We start from the raw sequence: 19505 nt of genomic DNA, 5'->3' as shown, positions 1-19505 counted from the left end.
ATCTTTAAATTTCTCTGTTTGTATTTAAACCGGGCCCAAAAGGTATAAATATATTGAAGTTTGTTAATTCTTGCTTTCTGATAGGGAATTAAAGTACGCGGTAGATAATCAAGTGACTAAGTATCCTCATGATCACCTTGGTGAGGCCGCCCATAAATTTTATACTTCAGCTATTACTCCTTTTTGGATTGCTCAATTCAGATTTTCAATCCAGAGCTGTAATAGAATATTTCAAGACGTACTAAGGTATCCGTTTCTATATTGCAATATTTGGCAGCTTCAAATAAGCTTCTACCGATAATGAAGTCCTGGGATGTTTGATTATATAATCAAGCGCTTTTCTTGCAAATTTCTTACACAGTATTTGATTGCTCAGTTCCCTTATTGATCTCGAAGAACTCAGTAAAGATGGAAGCTTCCTCTGGTCTGCAATGCTATTGCTTACTTAGCATATTTACTTCCTTGTTTTAATTTTTAGCGGAGTGCATGTCATAAACCTCCGTTCCGGGCCTTTTAACGAAACAAGCATTGGGCACAGCAGAAGGTCAATTTTATCTGTGATATAACCTGAAGCAACATTATATCCATTGCGTAGACCCGCCCGTTAATTATACACCTACAATTATAGCAGTCGAGTTTTATGTAATCTTCTTTGTATCCCTGTCCATGCAAATCTGCGATCAGCCTTGAAAGAGAAGGCCCTGGTCTAAATCTTCTATAATTTAATTCTGTCATGGGCTTGTTCTTAACCATAGAAGGAAAATCTGATACCGACTCGTGAAATACTGAAGCGCTGATATGGTAGGGAATAGTAGTATGCAGAACAAAGATTTTATCCGCACACCAACAGAAAGTTGGAATGTAGTCAAAATAAAGCTGTATATCCTGCGGTTTATTACTGATCGGACTGCCTTTTATTAACGGTAGCTGACCCATAATGATATATTGGTTGAAAATGGTTTTCGGCTTCAGATAGTCTATTTGTAAAGTTTATAAGCCATTAACAAAGCGCTCCGGACACCTTCCGGTCTATTACGGCTTGCAGTCTCCCACATGCTTTTCAACTCTATCAGCAGGCCCTTGGGAGTAACATAGCTAAATCCGGGCCCGTAAGCAAAAGCCCGCTCTTTTGTGGTTAAAATACCATACCTATCCTGATAATAATGGCTGTCCCCATTTTTCGAATCCTGGAATAATTGAAATATGTAATACCCGGCCAGCTCCAATCTTAAATTTTTTGCCAATTCAAATTCAAAGGCATAATTTGCATTATAAGACGCACCTCGTCTGGTGTCTGTATCAATGTCCTTGAAATTATAGCTGACCATATGCCGCATGCTGATCGCAAATCTAGCAGATGGGGACAATGTGAATGCATAATATGATGTTATGGTAACCAAATGCGAACCTGAATTAATCTGATACTTTCTGTCAAAAGCACCTGTGGGCAACGTAAGGTCCGTTTCAAAACGTGAAGAATAGTTCATATTAAAAATATGCCGATCTGACCATTGAACTGAAGACCCGACAATTATGTCACCTAATAATCCGGGATTAACGGCAGGAAGGGATCCGGTAGTTCCTGAAGCTGAAATCTTAACGTTTGTTACCAGGAAGGTAAATCCAAGCAATCCATCGGTAACCACTTGCTTAGTGGTATAAATAATTTGTGTCATCGACAACAGGGAAGTAATCTTTGGCTGATCAAATACATCACCGCGGGCATCCTTCTACCTGTGCATCTGGTAGGACTGTATAAATTGTTGCAATGTTAAGCCCGGACCGGGAGGCGGGTTTCCATCCTGCATATTTGACAGTCCATAATTTGTCGGTGGTAGCGAGGGATCCTGGGCAAAGGCGGACGAAGCGCAGAATGTCATATTCAGGACTCCGTAAATCATTAGTATTGCTAATTTCAACAAAATTGGCTGGCTGTAATTCGGATACTTTTGCATGACTTTATTTTTAACAGAAATTCATTTTCTTCACGACCCCGCCAGGCTATCCCGGAACAAGGCGAAATTATATTTACAACCCACGTGCCTTTGTTTAAAAAATTGATTATTAGAAATTTATAACAAAGAAAAAATTGACGAATAGCGAAAAGTCATCTTTTAGCAAATAATCTAACGGTATTTCGATAAAGACCCAACCAGGGTTCCCGTTCATTCAATCCACTAAAGTTCTATCAATCTCCATTTCCAGCCAGCAGGTGATTTATATTCAATAACAGAATGCGGATCAGCGATATTCACTGAAAATTATTATGGCCAAGATCATAATTTACTGATTTTCTGTTTATTAAATGGTGGCATGCCCGCTTGCAAATGTTGTCTATGACGTCAGGAACCACACATATTTTAAAAGAAAGTTTTAGTTTTTTGATAAAATTACTCTGTTCTCTGCCTTTCCTGATGCCTGTCATGTAGGTGAAAGCTCAGTTATCCAAACATCGCCGGAATGAATTAAAGAAATTGCCCGGCGCAGCACATCCGGAATACGACCGGGTCGGTAAATTTCACCGCTGGATGTTCGGAAGTAATTATCGCAAGGAATGGGCACGGCTGGTAAAATTGCCAATAATCCGCTTATCACAAATACAGGGTGGACTTAAGGTAATGAAGCAAGGCGGTGACATGCAGTTTTTGTTTCTGAGGCTGCAAGACAATACCAGCAGGGATTAGGTACTGAGAACTGCTGAAAAAAAACCAGATAAATATTTAAGATTTGAAATGTTGGAAAAAACGAGGATAGCTAAAAGAGTTTTATTATCGCTGGAATTTGAAAAAAGCGGTCTATCGAGCCCGTGCGGATTTAGATCGTACCAAAGTAATGAATGGCAATTCCCTGATGTTATACTTCGCGTACATTATGGTTCAGTTTCACGAAGGCTTATTTTTATTTGATCAGCCGATAAGACTGCTCATTCCCCGTATCCAGACTCTACTACACCAACATATTTGTCGCAATAGCTCAACTGGTCAAAACACTGATCAATCACGCGGATAGATATATCCTTTAAGGAAATAAAAGAATTTTGCTGGACACAAAACACCTGGTATCCGGCTAAAACTTCGAAATCAAATTTAAATCCGTTCTGATGTAGTTCAACTATTTTGGCTGCTATGTTGCAATTCACACCCACGCCGTATAAAGGAGATCTATTCAAAGTATTCATAAGCAAATCTTTATCATTTATCTGTTTTCTTTAATTGAAAAAAGGTGTGAAAATATCATACCAATCAAATAAACGCCTGTTTATCAAAATCTTATAATTTTAACATTATAAGTCAGCTATTGATATCTCATTAAATGGAACCTTATTGTTGCTATATCATTCAAATACAAGACGGATAACCTATTGCCTTTAACAAATCCTTGCTGTTCATTTATTTTAAATAGTTTATTTTTGGTTACTCATTTGGAAAATGCTTTATGATGTCCGATCCTTCAATTATCTATTCATCGTCCGGAACCTACCTGTTGAGTTTAGAGCAGACAGGAGGAAGTTCCCTTTGCACAGCTTCCCAATTTACTGAATATACGGTAGTAATCGTATTAAAGGGCAGTGGTGTGTTTCATGCCGATTTTGGGTCGTTTCCATTTACAGCACCGGTGCTTTTGTTTGCTACTCCAATACAGCTTATTTACCTTGAAAATTGCAACCAATTGAAGTATAATATTTTGAAATTTCATGGTGATTTCTATTGCATTGAATACCATAGAAAGGAAGTGTCTTGTAACGGCCTCTTATTTAATAATATTTATATTGACCCGGTCGTACACTTGACGGCAAAAGAAGCGGACGGTTTCCAATCATTGTTAGCAGACCTTACCGCCGAGGCCAACCAGCAGTCACCTTCAGAAATTGTCCTACGCTCCTACTTACAGCTCTTTTTGGCTAAGTCTAGTAATATCAAATTGAAAGCGATCGATAATTTAGATGATAAAATTCAAATTGACGAGCAAATGCAGCGTTTTACACGATTGTTGGACCAGCATTATCTTGATTTGCATAAGCCATCGGACTATGCCGGTCTGCTGGCAATGTCAACAGATAATTTCAGGAGGCGTAGTGTTCACTATTTTAGTAAAACTCCATCGCAACTCATTCAGGAGCGTCTGGTCCTTGAAGCAAAGAAAGAACTCCATTTAACTAGAAAAAGCATAAAAGAAATCGCGTATCATTTGAAATTTAAGGATGAATTCTATTTTAGCAGATTTTTCAAAAAGGTCACAAAGGTATCCCCCCAGTCTTTTAGGGACAAAACCGGGATCTCCATCATAGCTGATTTGTCCAAGCCTTAACCGTTTATGTCCATGTTCGCAGGCCATGGATTGCTGTACATTTACCTAAAAAAACAGCATGAAAAATTCAATAATAACCGTGATTGCCAGTTTTGATAAATTGGGTAAAAAAGCGATTCGTTTTGGTATTGTGATCGTATTTCTTTGGATCGGCGGCCTGAAATTCTTTAGCTATGAAGCAGATGGAATCGTCCCCTTTGTGGCAAACAGTCCGTTCATGTCTTTTTTTTATCAACATCCCGCTGAATATAAAAAGCATATTAATAAAGAAGGTGAATTTGTTAAGGCAAATCATGAATGGCACGTTAATAACAATACCTATATTTTTTCCAGGGGTTTGGGATTGTTATTAATCGTATTGGGTCTGCTGGTGGCTATATATCGCCTGGCACCGTTTGCAAGCATGATAAGCAGCATATTGATCTTAATTCTGACTATAGGGACGCTCTCCTTCTTAATAACAACACCGGAAAGTTGGGTACCGCACTTAAATGATGCCCAGTGGGGTTTTCCTTATCTTTCCGGCCGCGGTCGTCTGGTGATAAAAGATATTGTCATTTTGGGTGGAGCAATTATCACCATGAGCGAATCGGCGAGGTTATACCTAAGTAAGAAGAAAAATGAACGTACTGCCTAAGCCTTAGGTGTTAAATGCCTGGTAGATCTTTTAAACTGCGTGCGCGCAAAACCAATGATTCTGCAAGGTTTTTAAATTTATTTGTCGAACGAATTGCCAGCACGCTATAAAACAGTACAAAAAGGTTTCACTCGTTTTTTAAAACCCGAGGTTTAAGTTGATTGTTTGTTTGAGATAAAGCTACAGCAGGGTTGTGGCTTTATCTTTTTAATGATTTGAAATTGCCAATGCTTCCCCGTAGTTCGTTTCTAATGGCATAAACGCCAAGGTGAGTGCCCATAGCTTTCCAAACTATTAGTTGCACTTTCTAAGTACATACATTCCGAGGTTTACAAAAAATAAAAAATAAGTTTTTAACTGATGTGCGGATAATGACCAGGCCTCACGATTGCCGACGCATTTTGCTATTATTTATAGATAATCATCACTAATTCTAAAACTTTTACATAACTAAGAACGATTTTAGACCGCACGGCGTTTAATTGTTTCTTACAAATTCGGAAAATATTCCATTTGCCTTGTTGTTCATCACCGACCAGGTCATAGCATTCTGTTACTTCTTTGACTACGCTTTTTTTAATCTGCGCGGTTAGCCATGTCTTAACTTTATTATTAAAAGCTGTTTTACTGATTATCATTTACTTAATGGTCTTTGTATAAATTAAAAATGCAGCGTTCGAGCTCATATAAGAAATCGCCCAAATTACTCTATAATTCATTGTTGATGTATTGTTCCCCATTATATGCCTTTAAAGACAATACTATGCTGTATTTAAGATCCGCACATCTGTATCATACAGCGACAATGCCATGCTTGAAACCTTCCTACCACACGAATAGTTAATGTGGCATCAAAATTTAAACTCCTTTAAACACTAGTTAATTTTTACAACAGCAGAATATTATAATTAACATCTAATTAGCAATTTTATTAGAAATACGGCTTAGATCCAGTTTCCAAAATATCGATCTTATAGTCCAAAAATGGTGAGTTGACAGTAAATATAGCTAAAAACATATTTGCAAAACCCAGGATAATCGTTGTCCAATAGGTTTCTCCTTTGAATCGAATAAGTAAGCTGCACTAAACAATATGAAGCCACAGATGAAGTCGAATATAAGATGTAATTGAACCGGAAAAACCTTCCACAAGCCGAATTTATAATTGGTAAAAATGACCATGTTCAATTGTTCAACGCCAATAAACAACGGTATAAATAGAGTGGCACTCCCGGAATCACTAAAGTCAAATAACCAAGGTGCTGCCGCTGTTACCAGGTTCAGCCCATAATCCGCAACGCTATGCACGGTTAAATTGATAAATCCTTTCATATCTTATGTTTATGATTTTAAAAATTAGTACAGAAGACAGAGGCGCTGTTATCCAAAAATATTTGCTTCACTGATCAATTACTCGGGTTTTTTACTTGCGGTTGATCCTCAAAGCGCCCGTAAAGATTTCAAAACTGAAGTAAGACCAAAGCTCTAATGCCGCTCCTTGCAATATTCGGATGGTCCAGATAAGAAAAACGCCTTACATAATCCAGCCGTAAAATTTTAAAGATATTACCTACACCTATACTCCCCTCCTGGTAAGGTCCTGATGCAAGCGCATAAGTGAATGGAACCCCATTTCTTTCAGGAAAGCGCAATAATTGCGGATCGCTGGCGGGGTCATTCTGCCTCCTTATTCCACCCCACAAAACTTTATAGGAGATCGATTCTCTTAATTTCAATTTTTTCAGAAACGGAACTTTATTAAAAATAAAACCATTAAAGTTTTGGTCGATGTTAATGGCTGCGTAGTGATCGCTCACAAATTCCTGAAAATTCATCAGGTTATAGGACTGCAGTTGCAAAGCGTAACTTTGATTTGCATGATGGATATCTAAAAGCGGAAAGGGAATTTTGCCTGCAATTAGGCCGCCTTCAGTGCTTACGTCGGCGTAGCCTAATTGAGATAAATAAAAACGTTTAGTAACATTACCTGTAAAGGATTCATACCTGTAATGTCCTCCCAAGGCGCCTTTAATGCCCTGCTGGAATCTCAGCGTGTAAACCGGGAATCTATCCGGTATTGGCGTACGGTATAATTTACCCTGATAGAATTTTTCATGGGGAGCATATCGGACCTCCACTGAAGCTTCAAGATCTTTGACAGCGCTTATAATATTAGTGGTTCCGGTAGCACTATTGGTAAAGTAAAGTGCGCCACCGACTTCCGGGCCTGCTGCGTGCTGATGCCATCTCTTGATACCAAGTTTGTAGGAAAAGTGATTCAGAAACTCCTGGACATATTCCAGCCGGAATACATTATTGTAAGTAAGAATATCATTAAATCCCCTTTTAAAGGAAAGAAAAAAATTATCTTCCTGAACGAACTGCAATTCCTGCCCTGGAATTTTAGTATCATGCTGGAAACTAGCCCTGACATAGCTCTGCGGGTAAGCGTAAACTGATTTATTGTTTAGAGAATAAGTTCCACTAAAAAAGTATTTGAATTTATGATCGCGAAAACCATAAGCGCCGTAGGTCTCGCCATACCACCGCTTGCTTAAGGCGGTGGTTGTCCTTCCTCCAAGCCTGAGGCGAAAACCTTCTATGGGGTTGAAATTATAAAAAGTGTTTACCGGACCGACCTCAAAGGGGCCGAAACTCTTATACCCGGCCAGGATAAGCGTAGCAATATCCATTGTTCTGCGAAAAGATGGTATGGTTTGTAAGCTGTCGATATTCTTGTAAATATTTGCTTCAGATGCCTTCAGACTATCCGGACGATTTGAATTCCAATACTCATCATTTTTTTGGGTGGCATCTGCTATGGTAATCTCGGAAGCACCCTGATAAGTCACAGGAGGCCGCGGTGTGTTGATGATAAAATCCCGTAATATGACTAACCGTTCGCCTAATATCCCTCCCCCTTTGTTTTTGTTGAGGGCGAACTCCATTTTCAAGTCACTTTGGTTCAGGTGATATTTATTGTCCGCTGCTTTCTCGAAGGTAAGCGTGGCCTGCATTTTCCTGACGAAGTTTAGATTGATATTTTTATTGACCGTTAAAAAAGCTTTTTCAACAGCATAATTACCATCTAAGGTTATATAAATTCGGCCTTCAAATAGTAGATCCGTTGTTGTCCGCGGAGTGAAACTTAATTCTATCAAGTTTGGCCTGACATCTTTTAAAGTATCTGTAATAAAAAACTTGTAGAATGTTGGTGCACTATCTGCTATCGGGCTGAGTAATTGATTACCCAGCATAGAAACATTATTGTCATAGATATTGATGTCCTGGTACATGCGGTTGAACCAACTGCTGAGCCCCTGGTTATCTATAAAATTCTCATCATATTTAACCTGCTTATTCGCTTCAATGAATTGTTTCCTGGCAAAAGGTTTACTGCGGAAGAAATTGTGTGATATTTTCTCTTCCATATATACAGGCAAAAGATTCTTTCCGCCAATTTCCGTAGAGTCTTGGGTCTGAAACAGAAACTGATATTTCCTGAATAATGATTTATTTTTAAATCGTTCGGATAGGTTACTCAAAGCGAAGATCATCTTTTCATACTGATGGTATTCCGCATAACGGTAATTTTCGATCCTGTTGAGATTTTTGTGCGCAATAACCTGTCGAATAAGATCCACTGCGAGATTGTTCTTATTTCTATAACGGACTTTTTTTGCGGCTATGACTTTCACCTCGTTCAGTAGTAGATTATCTTCCACCAAAGACACATTCTGAAATTTCAACGTATCTTTTGTAACGATGATGGTCGCCGTGCGATAACCTATGAATGAAAAACTTAGTTGTTTTGATGAGCCGTCACTCGTCAGGGAAAATCTGCCGTTGTTATCCGTACTTGTAGCTCCTGTTGCACCTATAAAACGTACAGTTACGGCAGGCATGGCCTGATGTGTTTTGGCATCAGTCACTATCCCTTTTACGGCAATTGTGTGCTGCGCTAAAGCATCCAAAGGAAAAATACAGGTGGCTGACGGGATGATGAGTATCAAGACCCGGATAAAAATTTTCAGCGTGTTAAGTGAATTCATTTACTTTCCTTTTAATATTTTTTAATTAAATATGACGGGCGTTGTATGGTTTCAGGCAACTTTTAATGAAATATCACCTGATAGCTACATCGTTCCCGGTAATTTTTTCGCACTGCTATTCAGCATACTAAGTTTATACCAACTTATAACATGTTCATTTTCTGAATTTTAATGAATATTAATCTTAATCCCAACTAGCTTTATATCGCAAAAAAAAATCGATTATCGGAATATCAACAGCAATACAGCCAAGGAATTTAAAAGCTTGACAAATAGAGCAGTTGAAACAAAAAGGCTTTACAACCTTGCTGGTTATTTTTATATTACCCAAGAAGTATCACTGCCACAAATGACAATGACTGCTCCAGTAGCCCTTTAATAAAAGCTGGATGATAGTTGCCAAACCTAATTGCTAAATTCAAATTGGCATTAAGTTTATCTCATTTCGATGCTAAATCCCGGGGTGGGGTTACGTGGATGATCAGTAAATTACCTTAAAAACATGGATATGACATTCCCTTTAGATAAAGTTTAATATGCCATTTGGAGTTTTAAACTAACGAATTCAGTTGACAGGGCCGTGCAGGGAGAAAATTGCATCTGGATTGATATTAAGTAAACTGAAATCATCTTTCCAATTAGCAATTCGTTAGGAAAATAGGATCTGGCGGATTTTTTACTTTTCAATTTACCTATTACCGTTGAACATCAGCCGGTAGATTTTAAAAATTGGAGGAGAAGTATCTCAATACTGCCTATATCCATCATCAGCCTACATCAAGATAAGTGGCTATTTTTAGGGATCTGTTTGAATAGAAATGCAGATTTAACTTTGATTTAAATTCCGTGAAAAAGAGGCTGTCCATTTTTAACAGCCTCTTTGAATAACTAATTTAAATATGGGAAAATCCAAACTTGTTTAAAGTCATTCAATATTAATCAATTTCCGGAAAAGATTAATATGGTTGATTTGGCACCTGCGCGAAAGTCTCGATAACCTGGATGTGTGCGTTTTCAATGACATCAATTTTGAAATTCTCAGGCTGGTAAAGAAATAAGGTGTCATTACTGTCCAATTCATCTCGTCCAATTTTAATTTTTCCATCAACAACATAAATCATCACACCATTGCCGGGCGCATACAATTGATAAAACGGGGCCGTTCCCGATAAAAAACGCCCCTTTGATAGCCAGGCATCCTGCTTGATTATAAGCGAATCCTGTCTTCCGTCCGGTGATATTTGAAGTTCCCAAACGCCGGTTTTTTCGGAAATACCATTTGTCTTTAACTGCACTTCCGGATTTGAATCAATAACCTTTGGCTCGAACCAGATCTGCAGGTTCCTTGCATTCGACGATTTAGATGGGTTACCGCTGGAATGCATAACTCCGCTTCCACTACTGATCAGTTGTACATTGTCTGCCAGCAAAGTCGTTTTAGTACCTTGATTGTCTTCCTGAAATTCACCTCCCTCTAATAATATGGTGATGACCTCTATGTTCTCATGACGATGCATGCCCAGGAAACCTTCCGGGCTTACGATATCATCATTGAAAACAATAAGTGGCCCAAACCCGTCCGGCCTTCCCGTACCTTGTCGCCTGTTGCTAAAAACGGACTGTATCCTGAATTTATCATTTCCTAAAATACCGCGTTTGGCGGCTTTAAATAATAGGGATTTCATATTTGTGATATTTTATTAATACAAATATCTCAGTTATTCTATTCAATAAAATTGATTTATAATAAAAAGGAAATTGATTTAGATCAATCGTTGACGGCGGTGTTTATTCAAAGTTACCTTTTAGGAATTATCTTTCTGTCGGCTAAAATCCTTACCGTCCAATCGCAGATCGCGGAAACCTAATAAAAATTTCGCGTTTAGGTTATATGATCGTACATCATTTGTTCCACTTTAAACTTAATATTAATAACAGTTCCATTATCGTTTACAAGACTGAAGTCAGCTTTAATATCTTCAGACAACCCCCGTAATAATTTTAGGCCAAGGGATGCTGGGGAGGCATTTATTTCATGCATATTAATCCCGATGCCATTATCAGCAATCATCAGCATAATTTCATTTTCAACCTCGTGAATTTGGATCTTTATTTGTCCGTTTCTGTTTCCGGGAAATGCATATTTGATTGAATTGGTTACAGCCTCGTTGACGATCAGCGATAATGGAACGGCGTAAGATACACCTAACTTAATAGGCTGAATATCCAAATCAAAACGAATTCGGTTACCAGTCCCAAAGCTTTCAGTCAAATAACTCACAAACTCGGGAAGGTACAGTGACATATCAACGGTCTTAATATCTTCAGACTGATAAAGCTTCTGATGAATTAAAGACATCGAGTATATACGATGTTGGCTGTTTTCGATTGCCATCAATGCATCATTTTGAAGATATTGTGCCTGGGACTCCAGCAAGCAAATGACGGTGTGAAGATTGTTTTTTACCCGGTGATGAACCTCTTTTAACAGCCACTCTTTTGAAACCAACAATTCGTCTTTTTCGCTGATAACACTTTGCAAAAGACAATTTTTTTTATCCATCTCCTGCTTTTGCTTTTTATTTACGAAATAACGGCCATATAACATTCCAATGATCAAAAGTGCAACTGCTATACCCACGTAAATAAAATTTCGTGTTGCGTTGGCTTGCTGGCTTTGAAGGGTATTTTTCGCTTTCAATACTTGAAGATCTCTTTCTTTTTGAGTAATCTCCAGCTGAATTTTCATACCCGCAATATTTTTGTTATCATTTGAATCTGTTAATTGCTTGTCGAAGGTTATATATTGCTGCAGATGGTTTGCAGCAGATTCAAAATGCCCCTGCAATGAATCGATTTTATAAAGATAGGTTTGAACGTCAGCCGCTACAATCAGATTATCCGTTTTAGGCCCTGCACTTGCTAAATACTCCTCTAAGAATCGCTTTGATTTATCGTATCGGGAGGCTTTGAAATAAAACCTTCCTATAATATATTTATAATAGGAAGCGCGCAAATCTTTGGTGACCAACTGCCCCTCATTCATCATCTTGTATACCAACAAATAATATTTTTCCGCCTCCCGATAGTTCTTTAAGCTTTCATAGTTAGTTGCCTTGGCTAAAAAAGCAAATTGCTTCTCGATGAGTTCAACAGCAGGAATGTTTTTGAGCGCATTTTCCAAAAGCGCTGATGATCCATTAGGTTTCCCGGATTCAAGTTGATTAGCAGTCAGGTTATAAATTGTCAGATAGATGTCCGGGTCACGGTTATCAAGGAACAATATCGCCGCTTTTTTTAACCAATAATCGGAGAAAGAAAAATAGGTTTTATCACTTCCATAAATTGTGTGACCGATCCTGGCATAAAAGTAAACCAAACCTAAACTGTCTTTAGTTGCCAAAGCCGATTTCACAGCTTTTAATTCAAAATCCAGTCCCCTTTCGACTTTAGTTTTTTGTGAGGAAATCAGTGAAAGCAGATCATAGGTGTAATGCAGATAGGGAAAATTTAGTTCATTCTGCAATCGAAGGGCTTTACTTGCTTTAGCCTCTGATCCTTTAATATCGTTCATCAGGAAGTTCAGGTAAGCCAAGTTCATCAGTGCATTGATTTGCTTGGCAGGCTGATTTATCTGCTGATAAAGATCATTAGCTTTGTTTATACTATTGATCTTCAACATGATAGTAGCAGCTGTCGGTGGACAATAGGTACCCTGGTAATCCCAAGATTTTGCCTCCATTTCTTTATCACCCGCTTTTTGACAATTACGAATAACGGTCTGAAAACAGTCAATTCCCTCTTTAATCCGATTTGCTTTAAAGTGATTTTTTCCTAACAGACAAAGAGTTTGATTGAGCCAAAACATCGAATGATTGGTTTCACTTTCCTGTTTTGCTTTAGAAAGATAATATGTTGCATTATCCCGGTCTTTTTGATGGTAACCGGGCTGAAAGGCATAGTAAGCACCTACCAAAACCAATTGTTTTAAATAGCTCATTCCCATCAGGGAACCTAATTTGTTCGTAATGCCCCCTGGTTGTTGTTTATCAATCCATTTATCTTTAGCTAGAGACGTATATTTACCGAAATTCTCAGTAATGACAGGCCAGCGGCTCAATCTATTCTTGCGGCACACTATAAGCAAGCTACTATCCTGATCTATCCTTCCCTCCTTTACGACGGTGTAATAGTTTAAACTCAATTGAAGTAGCAGCTGATTTTGTTCTGGATTTAATTTTTCTGTCTGGCCTTGCACAGTGGCTGAACTGAAAAAAAATACGATCATACAGAACAGCGAAAGGATTTTTTTTAGCATTATTTCATCTGTTAGGAAAATCAGAAATAAAAAAAGACAGTTTGTACGATTGGTATCGTCGAGCGATTGCACGAACTAATTTAAAATTAATTTCAGATTAAAGAGAATAATTTAATTTATATGATTCTCTAAGAAACCATCGGTGCAGTCTATTTGTGTGTGATAACGTATTTAATGGTCAATCCGGTTGCCATAATAATTAAAGCGATAGCTATTGCCGCGCTGAGCGGGATCGCGCTAAGTATAGAAAATTTACCGCCGGCAGCGAAAGCGCCAAAAGTAGCAACTCCAATTGCCCCTCCTGTTTGCCTGACGGTGTTTAAAACAGCTGAGGCCGTACCGGATAGGGATTTGTCCACACTATTTAAAATGCCATTGGTCATTGCCGGAACAGCCAGCCCCATTCCAATGGGCATTATCAGGAAAGGCAGGAATAAAACTTGATAAGAAGTATTAGCCCCCGCAGCGAAAAGTCCTGCGAAACCAAGGGCAAAAATAGTGAGGCCAACCAGAATTGAGTTCCTTACTCCAAATCGATTAATGATCTTACCACTGATCAGGTTAGAGATTACGAAACCAAAAGTTAAGGGAAGAAACGCCAATCCTGCCATTATTGAGGGGTATTGCAAAACGGTTTGTAAGTATAGACCAAGTACGAAAACGCTGCCGTAATACGTACCATTCAATACAGCCCCAACAATAAGGAGGGTATTAAAACGGGACGACTTGAACAAGCCCAAGGGCAGCATCGGATTTAACGATCTGTTTTCGATACGCAGAAAGAAGCTAAACAAGATAGCGCTTAATATCAAAGCGCCATATATCTTAATATTCTTAAATCCATAATTATGCCACTCAATTATGGATGCGATGAATAAGGTAACCGAAATCATCCAGGTGACCTGGCCAAAAGCGTCGAATTTTTTTCGAGTCTTAACCACTTGATAGGTTGAGAGACGAAAACTTAGCAGCAAACCAACGAGGCAAATGGGTACATTAACAAAAAATATATAGCGCCAATTACTGAAATGGATGAGCAAGCCTCCTATGAGCGGTCCTGCTGCCAACGCGGCGCTGCCGGCTGCTGTCCATAAGCCTACAGCACGCGTTCTGGATTCCTGTTCATGGGAAAATGCCTGATTCAATATTGATAATGAACTGGGAATCATTGTTGCAGCACCGATACCTTGCACGATTCGGAATATGATCAAGGCTAAACTACTCGTTGCTAAGCCGCATCCGGCAGATGCAATACCAAAAATTAACAGGCCTGATCGAAAAATTGGTAATGCGCCGAGCCTGTCGGTCAAATTACCTGCAGACAACATCATTACAGCAAATGCAAGTGTGTAGGCATCTACCACCCACTGAAGTGTACTTATCCCGGAATGGTAGCTCTGGGATATTTGAGGTAAGGCCAGATTAACAATAGATACATCCAATTGTGCCACCACAAAAGCCAAACTGGTGATTGTCACTATCTGTACAAAAGAGACTTGTTTTATTTGCGATTCGGTGTTCATTCAAGGTACAAAAATAAACAATGTTCAACATTCATCAGGTGGCCATAAAGTCACAAAAAATCTTGTAAATTCTGTATAGCGGCATTGATTCTGACAATGTCTTTAACGGCAGGCATTGCTATCGAATTATTTAGAGCGAAATAATTCTATCTGGAAGGTTCTTGTAAGCCGCGGTGTAAAAATCCGGGAAACATCCGGTCTCATTGCCGTCTTGTAAAGTAACAACTACGCATTCGCTCGGATTTCGCCTTGTGACTGTCTTATGAACACTTGCGATCTGTAGGTGATTCATTATCGTCTTCACGCTTTTCAATAGCAGAATTCCTTGATTTTTGGCGAGAACGTTCAATCGCTTTCCAATGTCATTACCAAGGTCGAGGGCGATCTCATTCTCGTCAAAAAAACACATGGCAACGACTTCGATTGGATGTTGGTCATTCTCAAGTTCCGGTAATATAATCTCTACAAGCCGTAATAATCCGGCTTGAGGAGAAATAAAGAAATATGCTACTTTCATGATGAAATTAATATTTAAATTCAACAATTTCCAAAAACGAAAATTCTATAAAGCTATTGGCTGACCAGTTTGCTGCCAGGATTATTGTCCTTACAGCGTACTTATGTATGGCAATGTGATATGTCGTCTGACGTTTGCCCATTAATAATCTATCGCAAACCAAGAAGTATTTCTGAGGCGAACTCGGCGATCATTATTGTAGTTGCATTCGTATTTGCCGTAGGTATTTGCGGTATAATAGAGGCTTCGGCTATCTTAAACAGCGTATGGAACTTACCAACTTTAGTAGGTATTTGCGGTATAATAGAGGCTTCGGCTATCATAAGGCCCTTTACCCCTCGAACCATAAGTCGATTATCGACGACAGATTGCGGTCCAATCCCCATCGCACAAGTGCCTACCGGATGGAAATATGTTGAACAAGCATCCCGTCGTCATAATCAGTTTTATTTCCCCGTGCCCAAACCATGGCATTTATGCTCCCAGATCCACCAAGAATTCCCCCCTGGGTACATAAATAACCATGTTATTAATCGCTGGTGCCGGCTGATAATGATATAGGTAGTCCTGCTTGGATCCAATGTTTTCAAGCCAGCGAAGCGGATTTTGAATCCGGTCTGATCCGTTATCATCTTCTCCTGCTTCCAGCAGAAGAATACTTGCGTCCGTGCTTTCCGCAAGCCGTTTCGCAATTACGCAGCCAGCAGATCCTGCACCAACTATGACATAGTCATATTCTAATGTTTTCTTTTGATAATCGGCTTTAACTTCATTGATTTGATTACTAAATTCTTTCATAAGATTTCAAATTAATAGACTAAACGAATCCCAACCCGTATGGAATAGTGTGTAGTTAAAGTGATTTAAAATGATGCCAGTAGCCAATCAATTGATCAACAGTTAGTTATATATCTTTAGCTTATTTAAATATATTTTCCAGCTGTTGATTAGCGACGGGCTGTCTAAATATCAAGAATTACATGAAACGACTTGGTAATAAATGACGCAATCCAATCTCTTTACGTAAAGAAATTGGATTGGCTAATTGACTTAAAAACGAATTGGCTTATCAACAGATAGAAAAAAAAATTATGCCGTTGAGAGTAAATGGTAGGGTAGCGTATTTATTAGAAGCAGTGATTTTGAAAATAATTTTGGAACGGTATTGGACGTATATAAAAACCTAATACAAAACAACTGACATGTAAAACAATAGTGACATCGTTAAATTTGTTATTACCCTATCGGCAATATATTTTTAAGAATAGCTATATCTCGCTTTACAAACATTCCTAATATTTAATTCAATTAATTGATTTCAATAATATAATAATTTGGCACATGCTTTGAAATTTCGTTCTATTCATCAAATTTAAAATTGATGTCAAAAGCAATTTTAATAACAGGCACCAGTACAGGTTTTGGTAAATTAAGTGCAATTATGCTGGCGGCGGATGGCCATCGCGTTATCGGTGCCATACGAGGAGTAGGAGGGTTTGTTTCAATATATTATTATATCGAAGTGATTAGAAATGGCACTAAGCCTTTGTCTGCCAGCAAAATTGCGAATGCAGACAAAGGTATGCAACAATACTGAAGTGGTGATAAATTATCATGGTGAGGAGCTAAGTTACAACCATATGATTCTTATACTAAATTATTGAAAACTATTTTACAATAATTTCCTATTAGGTACCTCAGCAACCCAGCTTGCGAAAGGGGTATATACAGATAATTCTCTTGTGACATTTAATGCTGTCAGTGCTTTTTCATATAGGGCTCGATATGGCTTTACCATTTGAACCTTTAGGAAGTTTTCCAAGGTTTCATTCCACGTCTCATAGACAAGTATCTCATCAGGTTGCTGCACCCCTTCATGCAAAATCGCATTTACAAATGTCGGTTCTTTACTGATGGCTTCAAACAGTTCCATCAGAAGCCTTTTAAATTCTTTTTTGTTACCGGCGTTAGCGGTAAACTTGATTAATAATACGAGTGGTTCCATTTTCTACTTTTTTAGTGGTTTTTACTTATTGTTTTGGGTTGTTTATTCATAAAAATTATTTTGGCAATCCATTCCATTTTAGTCAAATCGTTGCTGATCATCATAAAACGCGCCTCCCCTTAGACTTACAGCAAAAATTCAGCGTCGATCTACTAGCCTAACCTAACATGCAAATGCGCTTTTTATTGTTGTGCTTTTTCTATTTTTTTTGAGCTGAAGTTGCTGGCTATAATTGCCTTTTGTGAGTAAATCTTACAAAATTAAACCATAAATTAAATAATTGATTATTAAATATTTAAGTCATACGTCACTTATTTTGTAATTGTGATATAACCCCATAAGACTTTAAATTAATGATATATCATGAGTTTCTAAGCGCACTATGTCCAATCATTTTGGAGGGTAAAGTAAATTTATCGAAAGCTGTACTAGATAAGGTTAGTTGTTGTTTTTGGTAATACATGCTTTTTTAAATATCTTGGTTATAATTTGGAAGAGATGCATATTAAAACTTCATAATTAAGCGCATCTGAAAAGTTAAGCCTCTTCAGTTTTGGTGATATTTAATTAATTCTTTTATTATTGCCATATATCATCAATTAAGAAAAAAGCATAAATGTCATAAACATTTAATTACTAACATATTAAGTCATTGGCATTACGTTTGAATAGAATGTACCATCAATCAAGAAGGTTGGAATCAAAATTCAAATGAAATGAAAACAAATATTAAAAACAACAATTCCAAAAAATCATTAATGGTATCAGGTGCCATTATTCTTACTATGGCTTTCACCGATCCTGTTCATGGCCAAGTGGCAGATTATTCAACAGATCCTCATTTAAGCCCTGCCGTACGATCATTCCTGAAGCTATTAAATAATGGAGGCCCCGGACTGGAGACCATGACAGCTGAAGATGCACGAAAAGTTCTTGTAAACGGACAAAAAGCTTTTCCGGTTGATTTATCTGGGATAGAGGTTTCTGAAAAGACCATTAACAGCGACGGGCATACTACTAAACTTAATATTGTGAGACCAAAAGGAAAAAAGGGCCTGCTGCCGGTTTTTGTATTTATTCATGGCGGCGGCTGGGTTTTAGGTGATTTCCCTACCCACGAGCGCATGGTTAGAGATTTAGTGGTTTTATCAGGATGTGTTGGTGTATTTGTCAACTACACTAGGACGCCCGAGGCAAAATATCCAACTCAAATCAATGAGGTATATTCGGCGGTTAAATGGGTTGCTGAGCATGGTAAAGAAATTAACGTAAATGGTGAAAATCTCGCCATAGTAGGAAATAGTGTTGGTGGAAACATGACCGCCGTTACCACGATATTGGCGAAGGAACAGAACGGACCAAAAATCAAATTACAAATAATGTTCTGGCCTATTGTTGATGCCAATTTTGAGACGGAATCCTATAAAATGTATGGAGACCAGCGCTTCCTGACAACCCCCACAATGAAATGGATGTATGATATGTACATCCCTGATACAGAGAAAAGGATTGACATCCACGCATCACCTTTGCAGGCTACTGTCGAACAATTAACAGGTTTACCACCTGCGCTTATACAAGTAGCAGAAAATGACATATTGCGAGATGAAGGGGAGGCGTATGGCCGTAAACTAGAGCAGGCAGGAGTTAAAGTAACGACGGTACGTTATAATGGGGTTATTCATGATTTCGGATTACTTAACGGGCTGGCTAACATTCCTCAAACAAAATCCTTGTTTGTTCAGGCAGCCGCGGAACTCAATAAATATTTAAAATAACAACTCTTTGTTCAAGTTATAAAAATATTCCTTTTTTTTTCAACAGCGGAGTTATTTTAAAACGTCCTATTAAATTTTTTCTTTTGAAGTCCTTAACAGATCCTTTAGAGCTTTCAAAAATGGCTCTGAAGAATCTGTTTTTGAGCGAGCCACTTCAATGTTTTTTCTGAGTTAGAGGGATGAAGTATTTAGAAAATTACATGAATATTTGGCAAAGGGGTGGTTTCCATTATGAAAGCGCACGCAATTAATTATGCGCCCGCTTTTAAAAAGATTTCCGATGTTTATATTCCCAGAGCATACATAAGACCTTTATTGTTAATTTGGTGCATCTACTGCTCCCTGCTTTAAACACTGCACTTAGAAC

General features: G+C 38.2%; 15 protein-coding genes and 1 pseudogene. 4 read left to right on the top strand and 12 right to left on the bottom strand.

The window, feature by feature from the left end:
* Positions 1-977: 977 nt before the first annotated feature.
* A complete protein-coding gene (locus tag ABIB39_RS21880; RefSeq protein ID WP_354432336.1) occupies positions 978-1694 on the bottom strand; it encodes a SphA family protein in 717 nt (238 codons plus the stop codon).
* A 1741-nt stretch (positions 1695-3435) separates the two neighbouring features.
* Between ABIB39_RS21880 and ABIB39_RS21875 the strand changes: the two genes are divergently transcribed.
* Both ABIB39_RS21875 and ABIB39_RS21870 read left to right on the top strand, forming a co-directional pair.
* Positions 3436-4308, top strand: coding sequence for a helix-turn-helix domain-containing protein (locus ABIB39_RS21875; protein ID WP_354432315.1), 873 nt, complete (start codon positions 3436-3438; stop codon positions 4306-4308).
* Between the two features lie 58 nt (positions 4309-4366).
* The gene (locus ABIB39_RS21870) at positions 4367-4945 is read left to right on the top strand and encodes a DUF417 family protein (RefSeq protein ID WP_354432314.1); all 579 of its coding nucleotides are present in this window, start codon (positions 4367-4369) and stop codon (positions 4943-4945) included.
* Positions 4946-5352: 407 nt separating this feature from the next.
* Here the strand turns inward: ABIB39_RS21870 and ABIB39_RS21865 are convergent, their stop codons facing one another.
* From ABIB39_RS21865 to ABIB39_RS21820, 10 genes and pseudogenes are all read right to left on the bottom strand, one after another.
* The gene (locus ABIB39_RS21865) at positions 5353-5583 is read right to left on the bottom strand and encodes a hypothetical protein (protein ID WP_354432313.1); all 231 of its coding nucleotides are present in this window, start codon (positions 5581-5583) and stop codon (positions 5353-5355) included.
* 370 nt (positions 5584-5953) lie between these two features.
* On the bottom strand, positions 5954-6277 hold the full coding sequence (locus ABIB39_RS21860; RefSeq protein ID WP_354432312.1) for a hypothetical protein: 324 nt from the start codon (positions 6275-6277) through the stop codon (positions 5954-5956).
* A 128-nt stretch (positions 6278-6405) separates the two neighbouring features.
* A complete protein-coding gene (locus ABIB39_RS21855) occupies positions 6406-8997 on the bottom strand; it encodes a DUF5686 and carboxypeptidase-like regulatory domain-containing protein (RefSeq protein WP_354432311.1) in 2592 nt (863 codons plus the stop codon).
* 956 nt (positions 8998-9953) lie between these two features.
* Entirely contained in the window at positions 9954-10682 is a 729-nt protein-coding gene (locus ABIB39_RS21850) for a pirin family protein (RefSeq protein WP_354432310.1), read from the bottom strand.
* Between the two features lie 197 nt (positions 10683-10879).
* On the bottom strand, positions 10880-13315 hold the full coding sequence (locus ABIB39_RS21845; RefSeq protein WP_354432309.1) for a tetratricopeptide repeat-containing sensor histidine kinase: 2436 nt from the start codon (positions 13313-13315) through the stop codon (positions 10880-10882).
* Between the two features lie 149 nt (positions 13316-13464).
* The gene (locus ABIB39_RS21840) at positions 13465-14838 is read right to left on the bottom strand and encodes an MFS transporter (RefSeq protein ID WP_354432308.1); all 1374 of its coding nucleotides are present in this window, start codon (positions 14836-14838) and stop codon (positions 13465-13467) included.
* A 130-nt stretch (positions 14839-14968) separates the two neighbouring features.
* Positions 14969-15355, bottom strand: a complete 387-nt coding sequence (locus tag ABIB39_RS21835; protein ID WP_354432307.1) for a hypothetical protein — start codon at positions 15353-15355, stop codon at positions 14969-14971.
* A gap of 149 nt (positions 15356-15504) precedes the next feature.
* A pseudogene (locus ABIB39_RS21830) lies at positions 15505-15771 on the bottom strand (GMC oxidoreductase); the annotation flags it as partial.
* Positions 15753-15833 (bottom strand): hypothetical protein, encoded by an 81-nt coding sequence (locus ABIB39_RS21825; RefSeq protein WP_354432335.1) that lies wholly within the window; start codon positions 15831-15833, stop codon positions 15753-15755. The gene ABIB39_RS21825 and the pseudogene ABIB39_RS21830, both read right to left, overlap by 19 nt.
* Positions 15830-16153 (bottom strand): NAD(P)-binding protein, encoded by a 324-nt coding sequence (locus tag ABIB39_RS21820; RefSeq protein WP_354432306.1) that lies wholly within the window; start codon positions 16151-16153, stop codon positions 15830-15832. Before ABIB39_RS21820 ends, ABIB39_RS21825 begins: the two co-directional genes overlap by 4 nt.
* 583 nt (positions 16154-16736) lie before the next feature.
* Between ABIB39_RS21820 and ABIB39_RS21815 the strand changes: the two genes are divergently transcribed.
* Entirely contained in the window at positions 16737-16952 is a 216-nt protein-coding gene (locus ABIB39_RS21815; protein WP_354432305.1) for a hypothetical protein, read from the top strand.
* Between the two features lie 75 nt (positions 16953-17027).
* Here the strand turns inward: ABIB39_RS21815 and ABIB39_RS21810 are convergent, their stop codons facing one another.
* The gene (locus ABIB39_RS21810; protein ID WP_354432304.1) at positions 17028-17360 is read right to left on the bottom strand and encodes a putative quinol monooxygenase; all 333 of its coding nucleotides are present in this window, start codon (positions 17358-17360) and stop codon (positions 17028-17030) included.
* A 716-nt stretch (positions 17361-18076) separates the two neighbouring features.
* Between ABIB39_RS21810 and ABIB39_RS21805 the strand changes: the two genes are divergently transcribed.
* Positions 18077-19138 carry an alpha/beta hydrolase gene (locus ABIB39_RS21805; RefSeq protein ID WP_354432302.1) on the top strand — a complete coding sequence of 354 codons (1062 nt, stop codon included), beginning with the start codon at positions 18077-18079 and terminating at the stop codon, positions 19136-19138.
* Positions 19139-19505: the final 367 nt, after the last annotated feature.

It is taken from the genome of Mucilaginibacter sp. UYP27 (assembly GCF_040547175.1).
Lineage (GTDB): Bacteria > Bacteroidota > Bacteroidia > Sphingobacteriales > Sphingobacteriaceae > Mucilaginibacter.
Note: the sequence above shows the minus strand (reverse complement) of the source record. Positions and strands in the feature narration are given on the sequence as shown.

Bases quoted from the DNA above. Each gene is read 5' to 3' on its own strand.
- ABIB39_RS21850 (WP_354432310.1), bottom strand. From the start codon at position 10,682: ATGAAATCCCTATTATTTAAAGCCGCCAAACGCGGTATTTTAGGAAAT.
- ABIB39_RS21815 (WP_354432305.1), top strand. From the start codon at position 16,737: ATGTCAAAAGCAATTTTAATAACAGGCACCAGTACAGGTTTTGGTAAA.
- ABIB39_RS21835 (WP_354432307.1), bottom strand. From the start codon at position 15,355: ATGAAAGTAGCATATTTCTTTATTTCTCCTCAAGCCGGATTATTACGG.
- ABIB39_RS21860 (WP_354432312.1), bottom strand. From the start codon at position 6,277: ATGAAAGGATTTATCAATTTAACCGTGCATAGCGTTGCGGATTATGGG.
- ABIB39_RS21875 (WP_354432315.1), top strand. From the start codon at position 3,436: ATGATGTCCGATCCTTCAATTATCTATTCATCGTCCGGAACCTACCTG.
- ABIB39_RS21845 (WP_354432309.1), bottom strand. From the start codon at position 13,315: ATGCTAAAAAAAATCCTTTCGCTGTTCTGTATGATCGTATTTTTTTTC.
- ABIB39_RS21820 (WP_354432306.1), bottom strand. From the start codon at position 16,153: ATGAAAGAATTTAGTAATCAAATCAATGAAGTTAAAGCCGATTATCAA.
- ABIB39_RS21805 (WP_354432302.1), top strand. From the start codon at position 18,077: ATGAAAACAAATATTAAAAACAACAATTCCAAAAAATCATTAATGGTA.
- ABIB39_RS21870 (WP_354432314.1), top strand. From the start codon at position 4,367: ATGAAAAATTCAATAATAACCGTGATTGCCAGTTTTGATAAATTGGGT.
- ABIB39_RS21810 (WP_354432304.1), bottom strand. From the start codon at position 17,360: ATGGAACCACTCGTATTATTAATCAAGTTTACCGCTAACGCCGGTAAC.
- ABIB39_RS21840 (WP_354432308.1), bottom strand. From the start codon at position 14,838: ATGAACACCGAATCGCAAATAAAACAAGTCTCTTTTGTACAGATAGTG.
- ABIB39_RS21855 (WP_354432311.1), bottom strand. From the start codon at position 8,997: ATGAATTCACTTAACACGCTGAAAATTTTTATCCGGGTCTTGATACTC.
- ABIB39_RS21865 (WP_354432313.1), bottom strand. From the start codon at position 5,583: ATGATAATCAGTAAAACAGCTTTTAATAATAAAGTTAAGACATGGCTA.